20 protein-coding genes and 1 pseudogene are annotated in these 20,718 nt (G+C 61.6%); 10 read left to right on the top strand and 11 right to left on the bottom strand.

The window, feature by feature from the left end; translation table 11 throughout:
• Positions 1-644: 644 nt before the first annotated feature.
• The 5 genes from FIV35_RS29750 (at position 645) to FIV35_RS28670 (ending at position 4,969) form a co-directional block, all read left to right on the top strand.
• Entirely contained in the window at positions 645-791 is a 147-nt protein-coding gene (locus tag FIV35_RS29750; RefSeq protein ID WP_156796368.1) for a hypothetical protein, read from the top strand.
• A gap of 76 nt (positions 792-867) precedes the next feature.
• Positions 868-1,728, top strand: a complete 861-nt coding sequence (locus tag FIV35_RS28685; protein ID WP_034138212.1) for a pirin family protein — start codon at positions 868-870, stop codon at positions 1,726-1,728.
• Between the two features lie 204 nt (positions 1,729-1,932).
• Positions 1,933-3,378, top strand: a complete 1,446-nt coding sequence (locus tag FIV35_RS28680; RefSeq protein WP_034138211.1) for a mechanosensitive ion channel family protein — start codon at positions 1,933-1,935, stop codon at positions 3,376-3,378.
• Between the two features lie 149 nt (positions 3,379-3,527).
• Positions 3,528-4,046, top strand: a complete 519-nt coding sequence (locus tag FIV35_RS28675) for a sigma-70 family RNA polymerase sigma factor (RefSeq protein WP_034097412.1) — start codon at positions 3,528-3,530, stop codon at positions 4,044-4,046.
• Positions 4,043-4,969, top strand: a complete 927-nt coding sequence (locus FIV35_RS28670) for a FecR domain-containing protein (protein ID WP_034138210.1) — start codon at positions 4,043-4,045, stop codon at positions 4,967-4,969. Before FIV35_RS28675 ends, FIV35_RS28670 begins: the two co-directional genes overlap by 4 nt.
• 22 nt (positions 4,970-4,991) lie before the next feature.
• Here the strand turns inward: FIV35_RS28670 and FIV35_RS28665 are convergent, their stop codons facing one another.
• The gene (locus FIV35_RS28665; protein ID WP_034138209.1) at positions 4,992-6,137 is read right to left on the bottom strand and encodes a MalY/PatB family protein; all 1,146 of its coding nucleotides are present in this window, start codon (positions 6,135-6,137) and stop codon (positions 4,992-4,994) included.
• Positions 6,138-6,342: 205 nt separating this feature from the next.
• Between FIV35_RS28665 and ggt the strand changes: the two genes are divergently transcribed.
• Positions 6,343-8,067, top strand: coding sequence for a gamma-glutamyltransferase (gene ggt, locus FIV35_RS28660; protein ID WP_047882437.1), 1,725 nt, complete (start codon positions 6,343-6,345; stop codon positions 8,065-8,067).
• A 32-nt stretch (positions 8,068-8,099) separates the two neighbouring features.
• On the opposite strand, the gene FIV35_RS28655 is transcribed toward ggt, so the two are convergent.
• The 4 genes and pseudogenes from FIV35_RS28655 to FIV35_RS30435 all read right to left on the bottom strand — a co-directional run.
• Positions 8,100-8,630 carry an AAA family ATPase gene (locus FIV35_RS28655; protein ID WP_034138207.1) on the bottom strand — a complete coding sequence of 177 codons (531 nt, stop codon included), beginning with the start codon at positions 8,628-8,630 and terminating at the stop codon, positions 8,100-8,102.
• A complete protein-coding gene (pnuC, locus tag FIV35_RS28650; RefSeq protein WP_034138206.1) occupies positions 8,627-9,190 on the bottom strand; it encodes a nicotinamide riboside transporter PnuC in 564 nt (187 codons plus the stop codon). Before pnuC ends, FIV35_RS28655 begins: the two co-directional genes overlap by 4 nt.
• Positions 9,191-9,304: 114 nt before the next feature.
• Positions 9,305-10,039: a methyl-accepting chemotaxis protein gene (locus FIV35_RS30440; RefSeq protein WP_371264001.1), complete on the bottom strand. Its 735-nt coding sequence runs from the start codon at positions 10,037-10,039 to the stop codon at positions 9,305-9,307.
• A 120-nt stretch (positions 10,040-10,159) separates the two neighbouring features.
• Positions 10,160-10,849, bottom strand: a pseudogene (locus FIV35_RS30435) (cache domain-containing protein); the annotation flags it as partial.
• Between the two features lie 320 nt (positions 10,850-11,169).
• On the opposite strand from FIV35_RS30435, the gene FIV35_RS28640 reads away from it, so the two are divergent.
• Together FIV35_RS28640 and FIV35_RS28635 are read left to right on the top strand one after the other, a co-directional pair.
• The gene (locus FIV35_RS28640) at positions 11,170-12,000 is read left to right on the top strand and encodes an undecaprenyl-diphosphate phosphatase (protein ID WP_034138204.1); all 831 of its coding nucleotides are present in this window, start codon (positions 11,170-11,172) and stop codon (positions 11,998-12,000) included.
• Positions 11,997-12,380 carry a DUF1294 domain-containing protein gene (locus tag FIV35_RS28635; protein WP_034138203.1) on the top strand — a complete coding sequence of 128 codons (384 nt, stop codon included), beginning with the start codon at positions 11,997-11,999 and terminating at the stop codon, positions 12,378-12,380. Before FIV35_RS28640 ends, FIV35_RS28635 begins: the two co-directional genes overlap by 4 nt.
• On the opposite strand, the gene FIV35_RS28630 is transcribed toward FIV35_RS28635, so the two are convergent.
• Together FIV35_RS28630 and FIV35_RS28625 are read right to left on the bottom strand one after the other, a co-directional pair.
• Positions 12,369-12,725: an MmcQ/YjbR family DNA-binding protein gene (locus tag FIV35_RS28630; RefSeq protein ID WP_034138202.1), complete on the bottom strand. Its 357-nt coding sequence runs from the start codon at positions 12,723-12,725 to the stop codon at positions 12,369-12,371. The two genes, FIV35_RS28635 and FIV35_RS28630, sit on opposite strands and share 12 nt — an antisense overlap.
• On the bottom strand, positions 12,722-13,630 hold the full coding sequence (locus FIV35_RS28625) for a LysR substrate-binding domain-containing protein (RefSeq protein WP_034097431.1): 909 nt from the start codon (positions 13,628-13,630) through the stop codon (positions 12,722-12,724). The genes FIV35_RS28630 and FIV35_RS28625 overlap by 4 nt, the downstream gene beginning before the upstream one ends.
• A 125-nt stretch (positions 13,631-13,755) precedes the next feature.
• On the opposite strand from FIV35_RS28625, the gene FIV35_RS28620 reads away from it, so the two are divergent.
• Positions 13,756-14,367: an FMN-dependent NADH-azoreductase gene (locus FIV35_RS28620; protein WP_034097432.1), complete on the top strand. Its 612-nt coding sequence runs from the start codon at positions 13,756-13,758 to the stop codon at positions 14,365-14,367.
• Positions 14,368-14,576: 209 nt separating this feature from the next.
• Positions 14,577-15,614 carry an alpha/beta hydrolase family protein gene (locus FIV35_RS28615; protein ID WP_034138201.1) on the top strand — a complete coding sequence of 346 codons (1,038 nt, stop codon included), beginning with the start codon at positions 14,577-14,579 and terminating at the stop codon, positions 15,612-15,614.
• On the opposite strand, the gene FIV35_RS28610 is transcribed toward FIV35_RS28615, so the two are convergent.
• From FIV35_RS28610 to FIV35_RS28595, 4 genes are all read right to left on the bottom strand, one after another.
• Entirely contained in the window at positions 15,608-16,783 is a 1,176-nt protein-coding gene (locus FIV35_RS28610) for an MFS transporter (protein ID WP_034138200.1), read from the bottom strand. The genes FIV35_RS28615 and FIV35_RS28610 overlap by 7 nt on opposite strands.
• 184 nt (positions 16,784-16,967) lie before the next feature.
• Positions 16,968-18,554 carry an ABC-F family ATPase gene (locus FIV35_RS28605; RefSeq protein ID WP_080758731.1) on the bottom strand — a complete coding sequence of 529 codons (1,587 nt, stop codon included), beginning with the start codon at positions 18,552-18,554 and terminating at the stop codon, positions 16,968-16,970.
• 142 nt (positions 18,555-18,696) lie between these two features.
• Positions 18,697-19,935, bottom strand: coding sequence for an MFS transporter (locus FIV35_RS28600; RefSeq protein WP_034138199.1), 1,239 nt, complete (start codon positions 19,933-19,935; stop codon positions 18,697-18,699).
• A 175-nt stretch (positions 19,936-20,110) separates the two neighbouring features.
• A complete protein-coding gene (locus FIV35_RS28595) occupies positions 20,111-20,500 on the bottom strand; it encodes a TIGR03067 domain-containing protein (RefSeq protein ID WP_034138198.1) in 390 nt (129 codons plus the stop codon).
• Between the last annotated feature and the right edge of the window lie 218 nt (positions 20,501-20,718).

Below are 20,718 nucleotides of genomic sequence, written 5' to 3'. Positions count from 1 at the left end.
ATTCCATCAGGGACAGAGGCACCGCCTCACTTAAAGTCCGGATGTATGGCTGCAACCTTATCCCGTCTGTGTTTTCACGAATTGAGTGCTTGGCATACTGGGGGCGTCCATGTATGAGCAGGCTTGCGCTGCGTTGGGCTGCGTAGCAGCCCTAAACACAGACAGCACCGACACACCTGAAATACCCAACGTCCGGACCGGCCGCTGCGCGGCCCAGCGCGGGCAAGCTCGCTCACCACAGGAGATGGGTAGTCGGTGAGTTGGCGGGTGTTCTTACCCTGTTGATGGGGCTTCTCGGCTGGCTTTTTGGAGGTCGCCTTTCCAAACGGCCCTGAGCGAGAACGTAAACGTCACGTAGAGAATCTCTGGAACTCTCTAAGTTGTACCATTCCGCTCTCGGCCAAGAAGCTTCACGAAACAAACCATCTGCAATCCCTCGCACTGTGTGATCAGGCGAGGGACTTTGCAGAGGTTTGCAGGGCAGGGGAGTAGAGCTTATCCGGCGGTTATGTGGGACCTTTCGACAATCTGGCACTGACCATAATCGGCATGCTCCATGCGATCGTGGTGGCGCCAATGGGCGGTGGGCCGTTGATCAAGTGTCTGGGCTGGTCGTCAGTTCCACCTAGACCCGACGCACCATCATGCGCCTGGGCCCGCCGCGCATTGTGTCCAGGGGCGTGACGCAGATGGCGCTGGGCGGGGTGTGGGCGCTGGTGATATATCAAGCGTTTGGCTGGTCGGTGTTGGCGGTGCGCGCGCGCCTGCCTGTTGAACTGTCCTATACATAGGACAATCCAGGCCAGGTTTGCCGTCTAGTGCTTACGCCTCGCCGGCCTTATGGTGTACCCACTTTGGAGGTACATCATGAAAAAGTTAATCGGCATCTACACCAGTCCTCGCGGTCATTGGGTGGGGGATGGTTTTCCAGTGCGCACGCTGTTTTCCTACGACTCGCTAGGCAAACACATCAGCCCGTTCCTGCTGCTGGACCACGCCGGCCCGGCCGAATTCACGCCGACCGAACAGCGTCGCGGTGTCGGCCAGCACCCCCATCGCGGTTTTGAAACCGTAACCATCGTTTACGACGGCGAAGTCGAGCACCGTGATTCCACCGGGGCCGGCGGCACCATCGGCCCCGGCGACGTGCAATGGATGACGGCGGCCAAGGGCATCCTGCATGAGGAATTCCATTCCCCAGCCTTTGCCCGTCGTGGCGGCGCGCTGGAGATGGTGCAACTGTGGGTCAACCTGCCGGCCAAGGACAAAATGGCCGAGGCGGGTTATCAGACAATTGTCGACGCCGATATCCCGGTACTGCCTCTGGCCAACGACGCCGGACAGCTGCGCCTGATTGCCGGTGAATTCGCCGGTGCCAGCGGCCCGGCGCGCACTTTTACGCCTATTGATGTGTGGGATCTGCGCCTTAATCCGGGCAAACCGGTCACCCTGGACTTGCATGCAGGGCGTAATACCGCCCTGGTGATCCTGCGCGGCACGCTGCTGATCAATGGGCAGGAAATCGCACGCCAAGGGCAATTGGCGCTGTTCGAACGCGATGGCCGCCAGGTGACATTGGAGTCCCACGACGACGCCAAGGTGTTGCTGCTCAGCGGCGAGCCGATTGACGAGCCCATCGTTGGGCATGGGCCGTTTGTGATGAATACCGAGCAGGAGATCCACCAAGCGTTTGCTGATTTCCAATCCGGCAAATTCGGGCGGATGTAAGCGCCCCAAATTTTGTGGTGAATGAACCGGCCTAGCGCGAGGTAGGCTCGCTCACCACAGATGCGGTTTTTTTGCGCGCTTTTTGTGGTGGGCAGGCTTGCCCTGCGCTGGGCTGCATAGCAGCCCCATCCCATCCCAATACAATTTGTTTCCGACAATCTCATTTCATGCGATCTTCCCGTCATTCGCCCTGGAGTCGCCTGGATGCCCTCGTTTATCGCTGATCACCCGATGCTGTGCGCCTTGGCGCTGATCCTGATCGACATCGCCGTTTGGCGACTTATCTCCCCCAACCTGGACAACTGGAAGTTGGCGGCGCGGCTGCTGATTTTCGCGGTGTTCAGCGCCGTATTGTTTAACGACGGCATGAACCCCATGCAGTTGGCGCCCTATGTCGACAACACCGCGCTGCACCTGGCCGCCACGGCGTTACAGATCGGTTGGTGGTTGTTCGCGGCGCGTACGCTCACGGTATTGCTCGGCACCTTGATGATGCAGCGGGTCGGCCATACCGGGCGGCTGTTGCAGGATTTGATGGGCGCGGTGATTTTCCTGATCGCGATCATCGCCGCCATGGCCTATGTGCTCGACCTGCCAGTCAAAGGCGTGCTCGCCACGTCCGGCGCGGTGGCGATCATTGTCGGCCTGGCGCTGCAAAGCACCTTGAGCGATGTATTTTCCGGAATCGTGCTCAACACCACCAAGCCTTACCAACTGGATGACTGGATCTCCATCGACGGCACCGAAGGCCGCGTCACCGATATCGACTGGCGCGCCACACGCCTGCAAACCTCCCAGGGCAGCATGGCGGTGATCCCCAATTCCCTGGCGGCCAAGGCTAAGATCATCAATTTTTCGCGTCCGGCGGATATGTTCGGTTTGGCCGTCAGCCTGCAAGTCAGCCCCCATGCGCGCCCGCAAACGGTGATCGAAGCGTTGGAGCGCGCCATGCAGGGCTGCCGGCCGCTGCTGGCCAAGCCGGCACCCAGCGTGGCGTTCAAAACGTCCGCCAGTGGCGGGGTGGAATACGAGATCAGCGGGTTCGTGCCGGCCATGCCACTCAAACGCGAAGTACGCAACCAACTGTATGACTTGGCATTCCGTCATCTGCAAGCGGCCGGGGTGAGTCTGTTGTCGGCCACCGAGAGCGCCACGCCGGTGGTGACCTCACGGGCCCGGGCGCTGTTGGACAGCTCGACGATTTTCTCCACCTTGCGCCAGGAAGAGAAGGAAACCTTCAGCCAGAACATGACCCTGAGCACCTATCGCGCCGGCGAGATGATCCTGCCGGCGGGCGAGGTCAGCGATCATTTGTTTATCGTCGAATCCGGCGTGGTCTCGGTGATGCTCACCAAAGGCGGGCATAAGTTCGAAGCCGGGCGCATGGGCCCTGGCGAGGTAATCGGCGAGGCGGGCATCCTGTCCGACGAGGCGACCCTGGCGGATTTCACCGCCAAGACCTTCTGCACCCTGTACCGCATCGAGAAGGAATACCTGACGCCGTGCCTGGATGCTCGCCACGACATTGGCGACGCCATGAAAACCCTGCTGGATTTCCGCGTACACGCCGCCCAGGCGCTGACCCAGGAAGCCCCGGTGGTGCCAGTGAAGAAAGGCTTTTTGCAGTGGTTGCGCACACGCGGCTTTTGAAATAGCGGTGAATGACGGCTGTGTTTCTCCGCGCAGTGTTACGGCTCGCCTTTCAGAAAGTTTTGTAGGAAAGATCGTGGTATCCCGGCGCGATATTAAATAGAATGAATCTCATTTGAGACTCACTCGCGCTGCGCAGGTTGTTTGCCATGAATGATGCTGTTGTCCCTACGCAAGCCGCTGAACTGACGCTGTCGAGCTTGTATCGCGATCATCGCAGTTGGTTGGAAAACTGGCTGCGGCGGCGCTTGGGCAATGCCTGGGATGCGGCGGACTTAAGCCAGGATACGTTCCTGCGGGTATTGGCCAGTGCCCAGCCCATTGCGCAGATGCAGGAACCGCGTGCTTATCTGGTGACGGTGGGCAAGCGCTTGCTGGTGAATTTCCATCAGCGTCGCAGCCTGGAACAGGCCTATCTGAATGCCTTGGCCACCTTGCCCGAAGCCTGCGTGCCGTCGCCAGAGCAGCGTTGGCTGCTGCTGGAAACCCTGCAAGCCCTGGATGAGTTGCTCGACGGTTTGCCGGTGCTGGTGCGCCGCGCGTTTCTTTGGAGCCAGCTGGAAGGCTTGGGGTATCGCGAGATTGCCGAGCGGCTTGAGGTGTCTGAGCGCACGGTCAAGCGTTACATGGCCCAGGCGTATGAGCATTGCCTGCTGGTGGACCTGTGAGTCGCGATGTCGCGCGCGCGGCGGCGCAGTGGTTGGCGTTGCTGGAATCCGGCGCGGCCACCGAGCGCGATCACGCCGCGTTGCAGCGCTGGCGCGACAGCCATCCTCAGCATGAGCAGACCTGGCAAAAAGCCCAGACCTTGCGCCAGCGCTTCAACGGTTTGCCCCAGGCGCTGGCGATGGCCAGTCTGGATCGCCCGCAACCGGGGCGGCGCGCGGTGCTCAAGCGTGCGCTGGGGGTGGCGGCGCTGGTGCCGACTGCCTGGCTGATCAGCCGTCAGCTGCCGCTCGAAACCTGGCGCGCCGACCTGCATACCGCCACCGGCGAACGCAAACGCCTGCCGTTGGCCGATGGCGCCAACCTGCAGCTCAACACCGCCACGGCGGTGGACATGGACCTGGCGCAGCGGCAAATCACTCTGGTCGACGGTGAACTGGCCCTTGATGTGCCAGGCGACTCGGCGTTCACCGTAAACACGCGTTATGGCCAACTGCGGGTCAGCCAGGCCCAGGTGTGCGTTCGGCAACTGGCGGCCGGTTGCCGCGTCTCGGTGCTCAAGGGGGCGGTGCAGGTACGCGACCTGAACGGGCAATTGGCGACGTTGCAAGGCGGCCAGCAAGCGCCCTTGCAAGCCACTGGGCTCGGTGCCTGGGTGCCGTTCGACGTGCTGCAATTGGGCTGGCGCGACGGAGTACTGACCGCGCAGAACCAGGCGCTGGGGGATTTTTTGCGTGAACTGGAACGCTACCGTCCTGGCGTGCTGCGCTGGGACCCGAGCCTGGAAGCGCTGCGGGTCACCGGCAGCTTTCGGTTGGAGGACACCGATCGCATCCTCAACCTGCTGGCCTCGACGTTAGGGTTGGAGGTACATGCCCGTACCCGTTATTGGGTGACACTCACCCCAGGTCGGCGCCTCAGCTGAGGGTCGCACCCGGCTCGCTCGGTTAACGCTCGCGCAACGCCCGCTCCATGCGCTGCAAGCCTTCCTCCAACATCGCCCGCGGGCAGCCGAAGTTCAGGCGCACGAATTGCTGGCTGTCGTCGCCGAACTCGATCCCCGCGCTCAAGCCGACCTTGGCCTGTTCCAGAAAGAACTGCTGCGGATCGTCCAGCCCCAAGGCCGTGCAATCGAGCCAGGCCAGGAACGTGCCTTGGGGCGCATGCATCACCACGCCGGGCAATCGGGTTTGCACGGCATTGAGCAGGTAATCACGGTTGGCTTGCAGGTATTTGACCAGCGCGTCGAGCCACTCGCCGCATTGGCTGTAGGCGGCACGCGTGGCCTCCAGGCCCAGTGGGCTGACGCTGTCGACCATACCGCAGCGCGCGTTGTTGAAACGCTCGCGGATCTCGGCGTTCTGGATCACCGCAAAGCAGGTCTTCAGGCCCGCCACGTTGTAGGCCTTGCTCGCCGACATCAGGGTGATGGTGCGCTGGGCGATCTGCGGGCTGAGGCTGGCGGTGGGGATATGGCGGCGGCCATCGAAGCACAGTTCGGCATGGATTTCGTCGCTGATGATCAGCGCGCCGTTGTCCAGGCAGGCGTTGGCCACGGCCAGCAGTTCTTCGCGGGGGAATACTTTGCCGATGGGATTGTGCGGGTTGCTCAGCAGCAGCGCGCCGGCGCCGTTCAGTGCCTGATGCATGGCGGGCAGAGGTGTCAGGTATTCACCGTTGATGAACTCAAACGGCACTTCGATGCGCGGCAGGTTCCAGTGCCCCGGCGCCAGGCGAATCGGCCGGTAGTTGGGGGTTTGCAGCACCACCGCTTGGCCGGGTTGCACAAAGGCATGCAGCGCCATATTGAAGCCAGGTTCGACGCCGGGCAGGAACAGCAGTTCTTTGGGCAGCACACGCCAGGCGTACTTGGCCCACAAATCGTCGACGATGGCTTGGCGCACCTGCGGGCCGGCCACGCTGTAGCCGAGGATCTGCTGGTCGAGACGCTCGCGCAGGGCTTGCAGCACCGCCGGCGGCGCAGCGATGTCCATGTCGGCGATCCACATCGGCAGCACGTCTGCCGGGTAACGGCTCCACTTGGTACTACCGGTGCCGAGGCGGGAGTGGATCGTGTCGAAATCAAAGCTCATGGGCGGCTCGTCTCAAAGGGCAGGGGGGCTGATTCTAACGGGATAAATGCCAGATGCCAGTAGCGGTGCTGACAGGTCCTGAATACAGGCATATTGATGGCTTCGTCCCGTGACCGACAAGTTCTGTAATAAAAACGCCACCGCGCTGGGGCTTGGATCTGAGTCGGGCTATTTTGGTGCATCTCAACAACCCGAGTAGCCATGGATGAAATACCAACCTTTGAGCCGCACATTGATTGCCACTGCCCTGGTGTTGACGGTCAGCGGCGTGCACGCAGCGTCCCAGGCCCCGGTGGCCGGGGAAAACGGCATGGTGGTCACGGCCCAGCATTTGGCCACCCACGTAGGCGTTGACGTGCTTAAAGCCGGAGGCAACGCAGTGGACGCGGCGGTAGCCGTGGGCTACGCGCTGGCGGTGGTGTACCCGGCGGCAGGCAACTTGGGCGGCGGCGGTTTCATGACCGTGCAGTTGGCGGACGGCCGCAAGACCTTCCTCGATTTCCGCGAAAAAGCCCCGCTGGCCGCCACTGCGGATATGTACCTGGACAAGGACGGCAACGTCGTCGAAGGCCTGAGCGCCAAAGGCCATTTGGCGGTCGGCGTGCCCGGTACGGTATCCGGCATGGAGTTGGCACTGAGCAAATACGGGACCCTCAAGCGTGCCCAGGTGATTGCTCCGGCAATCAAGCTGGCGGAAAACGGCTTCGCCCTGGAGCAGGGCGATATCGACCTGTTGCACACCGCCACCGGCGAGTTCGAAAAAGACAAGGACATGCGCGGCATCTTCCTGCACAACGGCCAGCCGCTGCAGGTCGGCCAGAAATTGGTGCAGAAAGACCTGGCCAAAACCCTCAAGGAAATTTCCGCCAAGGGCAGCGACGGCTTCTATAAAGGCTGGGTTGCCAAGGCATTGGTGGATTCCAGCCAGGCCGGCAAGGGCATCATCACCCAGGCCGACCTGGACAAGTACAAGACCCGCGAACTGGCGCCCATCGAATGCGACTATCGCGGCTACCATGTGGTCTCGGCGCCGCCGCCCAGCTCCGGTGGCGTGGTGATCTGCCAGATCATGAACATCCTTGAAGGCTACCCGATGGCCGATCTGGGCTATCACTCGGCCCAAGGCCTGCACTACCAGATCGAAGCGATGCGTCACGCTTACGTGGACCGCAACAGCTACCTGGGCGATCCGGATTTCGTACAAAACCCTATCGACCACCTGCTGGACAAGGACTACGCCGCCAAGCTGCGCGCGGCCATCGAGCCGCAAAAGGCCGGCGACTCCCAGGCGATCAAACCTGGCGTGGCGCCCCATGAGGGCAACAACACCACGCACTATTCCATCGTCGACAAGTGGGGCAATGCGGTATCCGTGACCTACACCCTCAACGACTGGTTCGGTGCCGGCGTGATGGCGAGCAAGACCGGGGTCATCCTCAATGACGAAATGGACGACTTCACCGTCAAGGTCGGTGTGCCGAACATGTACGGCCTGGTGCAAGGCGAAGCCAATGCCATCGCACCTGGCAAGGCGCCGCTGTCATCCATGAGCCCCACCATCGTGACCAAGGACGGCAAGGCCGTGATGGTGGTGGGCACGCCGGGGGGCAGCCGCATCATCACCGCGACGTTGCTGACGATCCTTAATGTGATCGACTACAAGATGAACATTCAGGAAGCGGTGGACGCGCCGCGTTTCCATCAGCAGTGGATGCCAGAGACCACCAACCTGGAAACCTTTGCGGTGAGTCCGGATACCCAGAAGATTCTGGAGAGCTGGGGCCATAAGTTCGCCGGGCCGCAGGACGCCAACCATTTGGCCGCGATCCTGGTGGGGGCGCCGTCGCTGGGCGGCAAACCGGTGGGTAACAACCGCTTCTACGGGGCCAATGACCCACGTCGTAATACCGGGTTGTCCTTGGGCTATTGATCCACGCCCAGCCTCTGTCGGCGCGTTCGCGGTTACAGAGGCTGGGTGAGCAATTTTCCCACCGCCGCGAACGCCGCTTGCCGGCGTTCCTCCCAATCGCCGCCGATCACCACTGTTGGCTGTCGGTGCTGTTGCAGCCAGTCCAGGCCCGCCCGGAAAAACGCCTGGCGGTCGGCCAAGTGCGGCTGGCAGCGCTGGCCGTCGGCGGTCCATTCCACATCGTCGGGCGACAGCAGCAGATGCAGGTCGTAGTGACGAGCCAGCAGCTCATCTTCAAGCCAGGCGGGACAGTCGCCGAACAGGGTCTGGCTCCATAGCCGGTTGGTCAGCAGGTGGGTGTCGAGGATCAGCAGGTCGGGCTGCTCGGCGCGGGCGGCATCTTCCCATGCCAGCTGGCCGCGGGCGATGGCCGGGATGTCCCCCAGGCAGGTGTCGCGTTGGTGATGATCAATGAAATACCGCACGTATTCGCCGACCATCAAGCCGCCGAACTGCGCCTGTAATTGCGCCGCCAGCCAGCTTTTACCGCTGGATTCCGGGCCGGCCAAAACCACCACTTTCATGTGCGCAACGCCGGGTCGGCGCGCCACTCGCGCCAGCCTTGCACGGCAATCACCGTGAACAGCGCATAGAGTGCGGCGGTGAGGTATAAGCCTTTGTAGAGGAACAGCCCGACGAAAATCACATCCACGGCGATCCACAACGGCCAGCACTGCACGCGTTTCTGCGCCATCCATACCTGCGCCACCAGGCTGAAGCCGGTGAGTGCGGCGTCGAGCCAGGGTTGCGCGGCGTCGGTCCAGTGCGCCATCGCCGCGCCCAACAGCAGGCTGCCGAGCGCACCCAGCGCCAGGCTGGCACTGATGGCCGGCACCCCCAGGCGGGTGACCTGACGCCCTTGCTTGACCTCGCCGGCGCGGGTCCATTGCCACCAGCCATACACTTGCAGGGCGGCGTAGACCACTTGCAGCAGCATGTCGGAATACAGTTTCACGTCGTAGAACACCCAGGTGTAGAGCAGCACCATCACCAGGCCGATGGGCCAGCACCAGGGGTTCTGCTTGACCGTCAGCCAGACAGCGATCACCCCCAACGCGGCGGCGAACAGTTCAAGCCCGGACATGGTGGTTCCTTGGGAGAGTGGAAGAGGGCGGGGATTGTACCCAGAGGTGTGCAATCTACAAAACACACAGAGGCCGCCGGGAAGGGAACCAGCCCCTCCCACAGCGGGGTAGCGCTAGACCTTGAACTGACGCAGCAAGCCTTCCAATTGTTCGCTCAAGCTGCGCAGCTGGGTGCTGGCCAGGCTCGATTGTTCCGCCGCCAAGGCGGTGCTGTGGGACAGGCCGGCCGCCTGGGTGACGTTCTGGTTGATGTCTTCCACCACATGGGACTGTTGCAGGGTGGCGCTGGCAATCGAGGCGTTGAGGCCATTGAGATTGCGCAAGGCCTGGCCGATCGCGTTCAGGCTTTCGCCGGCCAGACCGGCTTGCTCGATGGTCGCTTGGGATGCGGTGTGGCTGTCGCTGATAACCTTGACCGCCGCTTCGGAGTGACCTTGCAGGCGCTCGATCATCACTTGGATTTCGGCGGTGGATTTCTGTGTGCGCTGGGCCAGCAGGCGCACCTCGTCGGCCACCACGGCGAAGCCCCGACCTTGTTCGCCGGCCCGCGCGGCTTCAATCGCAGCGTTGAGCGCCAGCAGGTTGGTCTGGTCGGCGATGGAGCGGATCACCTCCAGCACGCCGCCGATCTGGGTGCTTTCGCTGGACAGGGTACGGATCACGTCGACCGCCTGGCTGATGGTGGTGGAAAGCTGATCAATCCGTTGCAGGCTGCCGTCGATATTGACCTGGCCCTGCTGCGCCTGGGCCTGGGCGTCACGCATTTCGCTGGCGGCGTGTTCGGCGTTCTTGGCCACGTCCTGCACGCCATAGGTGACTTCATTGATAGCGGTGGCCACCAGTTCCATCTGCTGCGACTGCTGCTGGCTGCGGTCGTGGGCCTGGCTGGCATTGTTGCCCAGTTCCTGGGAGGACTGGCCCAGGGCGTTGGCACACACCTGCAACTGGCTGACCACCTGGCGCAACTTGGCAGTAAAGGTATTGAAGTGCTGGGACAGCAGGGTGACTTCATCGCGCCCGTGGGTGTCGAGGCTGCGGGTCAGGTCGCTTTCGCCGCTGGCGATATTGCCCATGGCGTTTACCGCGGCCTGCAACGGCTGCACGATGCTGCGGGCAATCAACGTCACCAGCAGGGCCATGACCAACGCGATCACCAGGCCGATCACCGAGGCTTTCCATACCTGGCCGTTGAACTCGGCCTGGACGTCGTCCACATACACGCCAGAGCCGATAATCCAGCCCCAGGGTTCGAACAATTGGATATACGAGGTCTTGGCCACCGGGGCTTCGGCGCCAGGCTTGGGCCAACGGTAGTTGACGATGCCGGCACCTTTGGCCTTAGCCAGGACCACGAATTCGTTGAAAATGGCGAAACCATCGGGGTCGCGGATGGCCGAGAGGTTCTGGCCGTCGAGCTTGGGGTTGGCGGGGTGCATGACCATCACGGGCGTAAGGTCGTTGATCCAGAAGTAGTCGTCATGGTCGTAGCGCAGCCCACGCACAGCGCTTAGGGCCTGTTTCTGCGCGGCTTCGCGAGTCATGACACCGGTGGTTTCGAGGCCGTGATAAAACGTCAGAATGCCGCTGGCGGTCTGTACTACATGCTGGGTTTGTAGACGTTTGGCTTGGTAAAGGTCGTCATGGATCTGCTTGAGCATCAGCAAACCCAGAGCCAACAGCATCAGCACGGCGACTATCAGGATCAGCCAGAGCCGCCGGCTGATCGACATATTGCGCAAACTGTTCATCGTCCTGTCACTCCGGGCTTTTTATAATTGTGGGCGCTTGATCGACTTTTACGCCTTGTCTGATAGGCTTTCGGCCTGAATTCGAAAAACCTGAGTACTGTCTGATTTTTCACAGAATTTTTTCAGATCGGCATTGACCATAGTCAACGCCGGGCCTTCAGCGCGCTCGTCGTCAGTGAACCATTAAAAGACTAACCAGGCATGCGCCAAGCATGACCTTTGGGGGAAGCATGGATTTTTGGACCGCCATACAGGCACTCATCTTGGGCGTCGTCGAGGGGCTCACCGAGTTCCTGCCGATCTCCAGCACCGGGCACCAAATCATCGTGGCCGATTTGCTGGATTTCAGCGGCGACCGTTTCAACGCGTTCAATATCATTATTCAACTGGGCGCCATTCTCGCGGTGGTGTGGGAGTTTCGCGGCAAGATTTTCCAGGTGGTCACCGGTTTGCCCACCCAGCCCAAGGCGCGGCGGTTTACGGCTAACCTGTTGATTGCCTTCTTGCCGGCGGTGGTGCTGGGGGTGATTTTTGCCGACGCGATTCATCACTATTTGTTCAACCCGATCACCGTGGCCGCGGCGCTGGTGGTGGGCGGTGTGATCATGCTGTGGGCCGAACGCCGCCAGCATGAAGTGCATGCCGAAACGGTCGATGAGATCACCTGGAAGGATGCACTGAAGGTGGGCTTCGCCCAGTGCCTGGCGATGATTCCCGGCACCTCGCGCTCTGGCGCGACCATCATCGGCGGCCTGTTGTTTGGTCTGTCGCGCAAGACCGCTACCGAGTTTTCGTTCTTCCTGGCCATGCCGACCATGGTGGGCGCGGCGGTGTACTCGGGCTACAAGTACCGCGACCTGTTCCAGCCGGCGGACCTGCCGGTGTTCGCCATCGGCTTCGTCACCTCGTTCATTTTCGCCATGATTGCGGTCAAGGGCCTGCTCAAGTTCATTGCCAGCCACAGCTACGCAGTATTTGCCTGGTATCGGATCGCCTTCGGCCTGTTGATCCTGGCGACCTGGCAGTTCGGCTGGATCGACTGGGTGGCCGCCAAGGCATGACGATCCAACATCCACGCCTCAAGGCCCTGATTTTCGTGCTGTTGTGCGCGGCACCGCTGCTGGGGTCGGGCTTGCTGTGGTATCGCGGCGACACCGTGCTGCCGCTGGCGGCCTATGCCGTGGTTAGCGTGGTGGCGTTTTTCTTGTACTGGAGCGACAAACGCAAGGCCCGCACCGATAGCTGGCGCACCCCGGAAAACGTCCTGCATGCGGTCGAGCTGGCGGGCGGTTGGCCGGGGGCGTTGATTGCCCAGCAGGTGTTCCGGCACAAGACGCGCAAGGTGTCGTACCAGGTGCTGTTCTGGGTGATCGTGCTGTTGCACCAGGTGTTCTGGCTTGACCAGATGTTCCTGGGCGGCACCCTGGGTTCAATCCTCTAGCTTCAACCCGATCTGCGTGCGCTTGGGCAACTTGCTCACCACCAATTGGTGGGAACGTTGCAACAGGCCGCGCAGCTCATCGGCGCCCAGCGGGTAGGGCGTATTCATGATGACCCAGTGGGCGCGCGCCAGGTACGGCGCGGGGCGAATGCCCGGGCGGTCGACATGCCCGAGAAACAGGTCCGGGTCCACCTTGAAGGCCAGCGAGTCGCCGCGCAGGTTCTGCAGGGCGAACATCTTGTTGCCGGCAATCGAAAACACCCGAACGCCACCCCATTTGTAATCTTCCCGCGCGCCGGGCAGGTCCAGGCAGAAGCGTGCGACTTGCGCTTCGGTCATGCTCATAGCAGGCGATCTCCACAGCTTTTGAAGCCTTCTTCCAGGTAGTCGATCCATGCGCGAATCGCCGGCAGCACGCCACGGCGATGCGGGTATACCGCCTGCAGCCAGCCGCCCGGCAATGACCACTCCGGCAGCAGTTGCACCAGTCGGCCACTGGCCAATTCCTCTTCGCAGTACATCATCGGCAATACAGTAAAGCCCAAGCCCATGATCGCGCTGGCCTTGCGCACGATGAAGTCATCGATGCCCAGGCGCGCCTCCATCACCAGATCGTGCGCATGGCCCTGTGGATCGAGCAGACGCTGATGCACCATGCGGTCGGCCTCCAGTGCTCCGAGGATCGGCAGTTGCTTGAGGTCGTCGAGGCTGGCGATCGAGCGCCCTTGCAGGAAATTCGGGCTCGCCACCAGCACCGTCTGCGCCGCGCGCAGGCGCTTGGTTACCAGCAACGGGTCTTCATCGCCCAGCTCGCGCACGCGCAAGGCCACGTCGATGCCTTCGGCCACCAGGTCGACGCGGCGGTTGACCAGGGTCATTTCCAGCTGCACTTGGGGATGGGCGGCAAGAAAACCCGCGACCAGGTCGGGCAGGATGTTCTGCGCCAACCCCACCGGGCAACTGACCCGCAGACGCCCACGGGGTTCGCTGGACATGCTGGCCACGGCCTCATCGGCCATCTCCGCTTCCAACAGCATGGCCTGGCAGTGGCGCAGGTAGCGTTCGCCCACGGCAGTGAGGGTCAGTTGCCGCGTGGTGCGTTGCAGCAGGCGCGCGCCGAGGCGCTCTTCCAGCTCGGCAATGCGCCGTGACAGGCGCGACTTGGGAATGCCCAGCTGCCGCCCGGCTGCGGCAAAGCCGCCGGCTTCGACGACTTTGGCGAAGTAATAGAGGTCGTTGAGATCTTGCATGCTGGGCCTATTGTCCTGTCAGTGGGACAAACTATCGCATTTAAGCTGTCTTATCGACTATTGGCTTCATGGGTAGCCTTAGCACCATCTGATCGACATTCCCTGATCCTCTTTGGAGCTTTGCCATGAAACTGTTGCATATCGATTCCAGCATCCTCGGTGACAACTCGGCTTCCCGCGCCCTTAGCGCCGCAGTGGTCAAAGCATGGCAAGCCGCTGAGCCAGGCGTGCAAGTGACTTACCGCGACCTGGCCAGCGAAGGTATCAACCATTTCTCCGGCGCCACCCTGGGAGCCTTGGGCACCGCCGCCGAACTGCGCGATGCCACGCAAAAGCATGAGGCCGAACTGAGCGCTTCGTCCCTGGCGGAATTCCTTGCCGCCGACGCGCTGGTGATCGGCGCGCCAATGTATAACTTCACCATTCCGACTCAATTGAAAGCCTGGATCGACCGCATCGCGGTAGCCGGTCAGACCTTCCGCTACACCGAAGCGGGCCCTGAGGGCCTGTGCGGCAACAAGAAAGTCATCATCGTGTCCACCGCCGGCGGCCTGCATGCCGGGCAAGCATCGGGCGCGGCTCACGAGGGCTACTTGACCTTGCTGTTTGGTTTCCTGGGTATCACTGACATCGAATTTGTGCGCGCCGAAGGCTTGGCCTACGGTGACGAAATGCGCAGCAAGGCCCTGAGCGACGCCAACGTACTGATCAACGAACAATTGTTCGCCGCCGCGTAAGGCTTGTGTAAATTTCGCGTCGCCCCGGTTTCAATCCGAAACCGGGCGCCTAAACTCTGTATTCTGCTGGCCTGAACGCGAGTGGAGTACGGAGTTTTTTCGTGTGTGCGCTGTCCTTTGAATGTGGCCCAGGTTGTGCAAGCGTGGGGTCAGTACTCCGGACTTTTAATCGAGATGTCGGTTCTCACGCAGCAAAGGTGGACAGCCCCATGATGCGTCTTTGTGCTGTGATGGTTCTTTCCCTGCTCGGCAGCCTGATTTCAGTGCACGCCGCCCCCGCACCGCACCCCCATTGGAGCGTGGGCTTTCATCGCATGAGTTTTCTCGACCCGCTGGATCTGCAGCCGATGAAGGCTATCGCGTTCTACCCCTCCACCGGTCTTGAGCACAGTACCCAAGTGGGCCCGTACCACATCGCTGCCACCGAAGACGCCAAAATCGCCATCGGGCGTTTCCCAATGCTGATGCTGTCCCACGGCAACACCGGCACACCGCTGGCCCTGCATGACCTGGCCACGTCCCTGGCGCGCAAAGGGTTTGTGGTGGTGGCGGTGCTTCACCCCGGCGACAACTACAAAGATCACAGCCGCCTGGGCACCGTAAGCAACCTGTATGGTCGGCCGATCCAGATTTCCGAAGCGATCACCGCCACGCTGGGCGATCCGATGCTGTCGCCGTTTGTGGATGTCGACCAGATCGGTGTGATCGGTTATTCGGCGGGCGGCGAGACCGCACTGATTCTGGCCGGGGCTAAGCCGGATTTCGACCGCTTGCGCCGCTATTGCCAGGAGCGCCCTGAAGACCGCGACGCCTGCACCACCAAAGGTGAGCTGGTGGTGGATCGCGACGATCTGCAGCCCCAGGCCGATCCACGTATTCACGCGTTGATGCTAATGGCGCCCCTGAGCCTGATGTTCGGCCGCCACACCTTGGCGGATGTGCATGTGCCAGTGCTGCTCTACAGCGGCGATGGCGACAAACTGGTCGCGGTGGACAAGAACGCCGCGGCCCTGGCGCGCAAACTGCCGGAACCGCCGGACTTCAAACTGCTGGCCGGGGCAGGGCACTTCGTATTTATGGCGCCATGCGACAGCGACCAGTTGGCGGCAATGCCGGCGGTGTGCACCGACGCCGATGGGGTGGACCGTGAAGGCATTCACCGCGACCTGGTTTCCGAGGCCGGGCGCTTTTTCAGTCACACCCTCGGCGAGCCCAGCCGCGCAGGCTTACAGACCGCGGATCAATAAGCGCGGCGCTTGAGCAGCACGGTCAGGCCCAGTGCCGCGACCGACAGCAGTGCCGCGCACATGAAGATCCAGCCGTAACCCAGGTTCAACGCGACAAAACCCATCAGCGGTCCGGCAATCGCCAGGGCCAGGTCGAAGAACACCGCATACGCACTCAAGCCCGCGCCGCGACTGCTGTTGGGCACTTGTTTGATCGCCTCCACACCCAGCGCCGGGTAGACCAGCGACAAGCCGAAACCGGTCAGCCCAGCACCTATCAGCGCCACTGCGGTGCTGGGCGCCAGCCACAGCAGGGTCAGCCCGAGGGTCTCAATGCTCATGCAGGCAATCGCCGCGCGAAAGCCGCCAAACCGGCTGATGGCGGAGATAAACACCAGCCGCGCCAGGATAAAGCACACCCCAAACACCGTCAGGCAATACGCCGCGCCGGCCCAGCCACGATTGAGGTAGTACAGGGTGATAAACGTGGTGAGGGTGCCATAGCCGATGGACGCCAGGCACAAGCTGGTGCCGAACGGCGCAATGCGCCCGAACACCGCCCAGAAGGGCAAGCGCTCGCCCCGCACTACCGGCACCGACGGTTTGTTGCGGATCAGCACCAACCCCAACGCCGCCAACACCGCCAGTGCCAGGCCGAGAATGTTGTAGCCATAGTCGGCCACCATCACTACCCCCAAGGGGGCGCCGATGGCGATGGCGCCGTAGGAGGCGATGCCGTTCCAGGAGATCGAACGCGCGGTGTGTTCGGCGCCGACTGCGCCCATGCACCAGCTGATGGTGCCCACGCCGATCAGCCCCTGGGCCACCCCCAGCAACAGCCGCGCGACGATCAGAACCCCGAGGCTCAAGTTGGGCATACTCGCCAACAGCGTCGCCAAGAGCGTCAGCACGCCACTGATGAGGATGCCGCCCAGCCCCAGCACGATGGCGCGCTTGGTGCCCACGGTATCCGACATGCGCCCGGCCATGGGCCGACTGAGCAGGGTCGCCAGGTACTGCGAACCGATGGTCACCCCGGCCACCACCGCGCTGAAACCCAGTTGCTCATGCACAAAGCCTGGAATCACCGCGATCGGCAGGCCGATGCAGATAAACGCGATAAAGGTGTAGAAGACGATGGAGACGATCTGCAGGGTGATCGACAAGGACGAGGGCGCGGCGGCAGGCATGGGGACTCGTTCGCGGGCGGGCGGTGCGTCCATCATGGCAAGGGCTTGGGGGAAAAGGAAGCAGGCTAACGATTAATGTGGGTATTCCATCGAATGCAAAAAGCCCCATCACATTGGACGGGGCTCTATCTTGCAGCTTGCAGCTTGCAGCTTGCAGCTTGCAGCTGACAGCAGACCGCTCCCCTTAAAACACCACACCCTGGCTGCGCAGGTAGTCATCATAAGTGCCGCTGAAGTCGATCACGCCGTTGGCGCTCAACTCGATGATGCGAGTGGCCAGGGACGACACGAACTCACGGTCGTGACTGACGAAAATCAGCGTGCCCGGGTAGTTCTCCAGCGCCAGGTTCAGCGCCTCGATAGATTCCATGTCCAAGTGGTTGGTCGGTTCGTCCATGATCAGCACGTTCGGCTTTTGCAGGATCAGCTTGCCGAACAGCATGCGGCCTTGCTCACCGCCGGAGATCACTTTGACCGACTTCTGGATTTCATCGTTGGAGAACAGCATGCGACCCAGGGTGCCACGGATCATCTGCTCGCCTTGGGTCCACTGACCCATCCAGTCGAACAGCGTGACGTCGTCTTCGAAGTCGTGAGCGTGGTCCTGGGCGTAGTAACCCAGTTCTGCGGCGTCGGTCCACTTGATGCTGCCGGCATCCGGCGTCAGTTCGTTGACCAGGGTGCGCAGCAGAGTGGTCTTGCCGATACCGTTCGGGCCGATGATCGCCACGCGCTCGCCGGCTTCGATCTGGAAGCTGAAGTCCTTGAACAATGGCTTGCCATCGAAACCTTTGGCCATGTGCTCGACGATGACTGCCTGACGGTGCAGCTTTTTGGTCTGTTCGAAACGGATGAACGGGCTCACACGGCTCGAAGGCTTGACCTCGGCCAGTTGGATCTTGTCGATCGCCTTGGCGCGGGAAGTCGCCTGTTTGGCTTTCGAGGCGTTCGCCGAGAAACGGCTGACGAACGATTGCAGTTCGGAGATCTGCGCTTTCTTCTTGGCGTTGTCCGACAGCAGTTGCTCGCGGGACTGGGTCGCCACGGTCATGTACTCGTCGTAGTTGCCCGGGAACAGGCGCAGCTCGCCGTAGTCCAGGTCAGCCATGTGGGTGCAGACGCTGTTCAGGAAGTGACGGTCGTGAGAGATGATGATCATCAGGCTGGAGCGCTGGGTCAGGATGTTTTCCAGCCAGCGGATAGTGTTGATGTCCAGGTGGTTGGTCGGTTCGTCGAGCAGTAGCACTTCAGGATCGGAGAACAATGCCTGGGCCAACAGCACGCGCAGTTTCCAGCCAGGGGACACTTCGCTCATCGGGCCGAAATGCTGCTCCAGGGGAATACCCAGGCCCAGCAGTAGCTCACCGGCGCGGGATTCGGCGGTGTAGCCGTCCATCTCGGCGAATTCGGTTTCCAGCTCGGCCACGGCCATGCCGTCTTCTTCGCTCATTTCCGGCAGCGAGTAGATGCGGTCGCGTTCGGCCTTGACCTTCCACAGCTCCTCGTGGCCCATGATCACGGTGTCGAGCACGGTGAATTCTTCGTAGGCGAACTGGTCCTGGCGCAATTTACCCAAACGTACGTTCGGCTCCAGCATGACCTGGCCACCGGACGGGTCGAGATCGCCACCGAGGATTTTCATGAAGGTCGACTTGCCGCACCCGTTGGCACCGATCAGACCATAACGGTTGCCGGCGCCGAACTTGACCGAGACGTTCTCAAAGAGCGGCTTGGCGCCGAATTGCATGGTGATGTTAGCTGTGGAGATCAATTACTTTACCTGTCAATGGGTTGCGCGCGTGGCAGCGGGTGCCGCCAGGCATGCGTCAACAGCGACATCGAGGCGCGAAACCCGGTCGCTGAGCAGAAAATGGGGGATGTGTGTTGGAATTTGGCGCGCATTGTCGCATATGTCAGGCGACAGTTGTATGGCGCTCGAACGATGGTTTTTCCAGAGTCTCGGGCATCGCCAGCCATAACAGCGCCAGCGCGACAGCCGCCACGCCCGCCAGGGTCAGAAACGCCGCGTTGTAGCCGGCCTGTTGCACGACGAAACCGGCCAGGCTGTTGCTTAACGCCGCGCCCAGGCCAAATACCGTGGACAGCGCGCCCAGGCTCACATTGAAGCGTCCGGTGCCTTGCGTGAGGTCTTTGACGATAACCGGGAACAGCGCACCGAAAATCCCGGCGCCAATGCCGTCGAGCATTTGCACCGCCACCAGCCAGTAGGGGTCATTGGACAAGGTATACAGCACCCCACGTACTGGCAGGATCACAAAACCCAGGATCAACAACGGTTTGCGCCCCCATACATCGGCCTTGCTACCCACCAGCCAGGCCATCGGCACCATTACCACCTGCGCGGCGACGATACAGGCCGAGGTCAGCGGTGTGGCCATGTGCAGGTTGATCTGCGAGAGCTTCTGGCTGACCAGTGGCAGCATCGCGGCATTGGCCAGGTGGAACAGGGCGCAGCAAATCGCGAACAGCAGCAGCGGCCGATTGCTCAGCAACACCTTGATGCCGGACGGCTGCTCGTGATCGTGGTGATGGGCGGGGTCGAAGCCACGGGCGACCTCGTGATCGATGGCCCCAGCCGACACGCAACTGACCGCGACGATACTGGCCAGCGCCATAAACGCCATCAGGTAGAACACCACCACTGGCCCGAACAGGTAAGCCAGGCCCCCGGCCAACAGCGCGGCCACGGCGTTGCCGGCATGGTTAAAGGTTTCGTTACGCCCGGTACGGCGGGTGAAGGCGCGGGGGCCGGTGATTCCCAAGGAAATCGCCGAGATCGCTGGTGCAAATACCGAGGCCGCGACCGCGCTGGCAGCCTGAGTCAACGCCACCAGGCTGAACGAACTGACGAAGGGCAACAGCACGCAACTGCCGGTCACCAACAGCGCGGCCACGGCGATTACCGCGCGCTTGCTGCGGGTGCGATCGATCAACGCACCCGCCGGGCCTTGGGTTAGCAGGGCGGCGATGCCGGCGAGGGTCATCACCACACCGATGCTGGCCGGGTCCCATTTGTGCACCGCCAGCAGATAAATCGCCAGGTAGGGACCAAGGCCGTCACGCACATCCGCCAGGAAGAAGTTCAGGCTGTCCAGGCTCAGGGTATTGCGCAAGTCGGAATGATCAGCCACGGCAGCTTCTTCGGGAGGGGGCACTCAACGACTGAGGGCTCATTGCGTTAATGACCTGCGGCCCCGGCGATTAGTTTCGCGTTGAACAGGGACGATGCCGCTGCTTCACAGGGCAGGCTAAGGGATTCACTGGCGTTGGCAGGTTTCACCCTATAGACCGTCCAACCACACCACGTTAAGAATGGCGCCGCACGAAGGTACGCATGGTCTGTCCAGGCCCGGTCTTGAACACGGTGGGCCTGGGCATATGTTCGTCGGCTGCAATAAACACAAAGGTGTCTCCTTCCAGGCGATAGCTGGCAGGCAGTGCCTTGCCGGCATCCTCACCGATGGAGTCGATCCAGGTAATGCTCTTGGGCTCGGTGCGACTGTCCAGGAAAAACCGGCCAGCCAGCAAAACATTGCCCTCGGTGGTCCTCACTTCAAAACCGTTGCCGGCAATCGTGGTGATGGCCCCTGGCGCAGTGTGTGCATCGACAGGGTCAAGCACACCGTTGTCTTCCAGCGAGATTTGTTCCCAGGCCCCTTGCAGGGCGTGAAGATCCGGGTCAGCGGCAGATTGCATCGATAAGTCCTTTTAAGTGAGGTACTAGAAGAGGGCGCTGGTATGTAGGATGTTTCTCGCTCAAGACGCGCGGTAAAGAATTTTCCTTGCGCTAGGGATGGTCTGAAGTAGCCATGTATTTCCCCGGCATACCACCTAGCGCAACTTTTAAACTCGCCAAATGATCAAAAAACAATCAATTCGACGAGTATTTCTTACGTTTTCGCCACCCGGACCCC

Source organism: Pseudomonas rhodesiae, from assembly GCF_007858255.1.
In the GTDB taxonomy this organism is placed as follows: Bacteria; Pseudomonadota; Gammaproteobacteria; order Pseudomonadales; family Pseudomonadaceae; genus Aquipseudomonas; species Aquipseudomonas rhodesiae.
The sequence above is the reverse complement of the archived record's forward strand: the minus strand, read 5'-3'. Positions and strand labels throughout refer to the sequence as shown.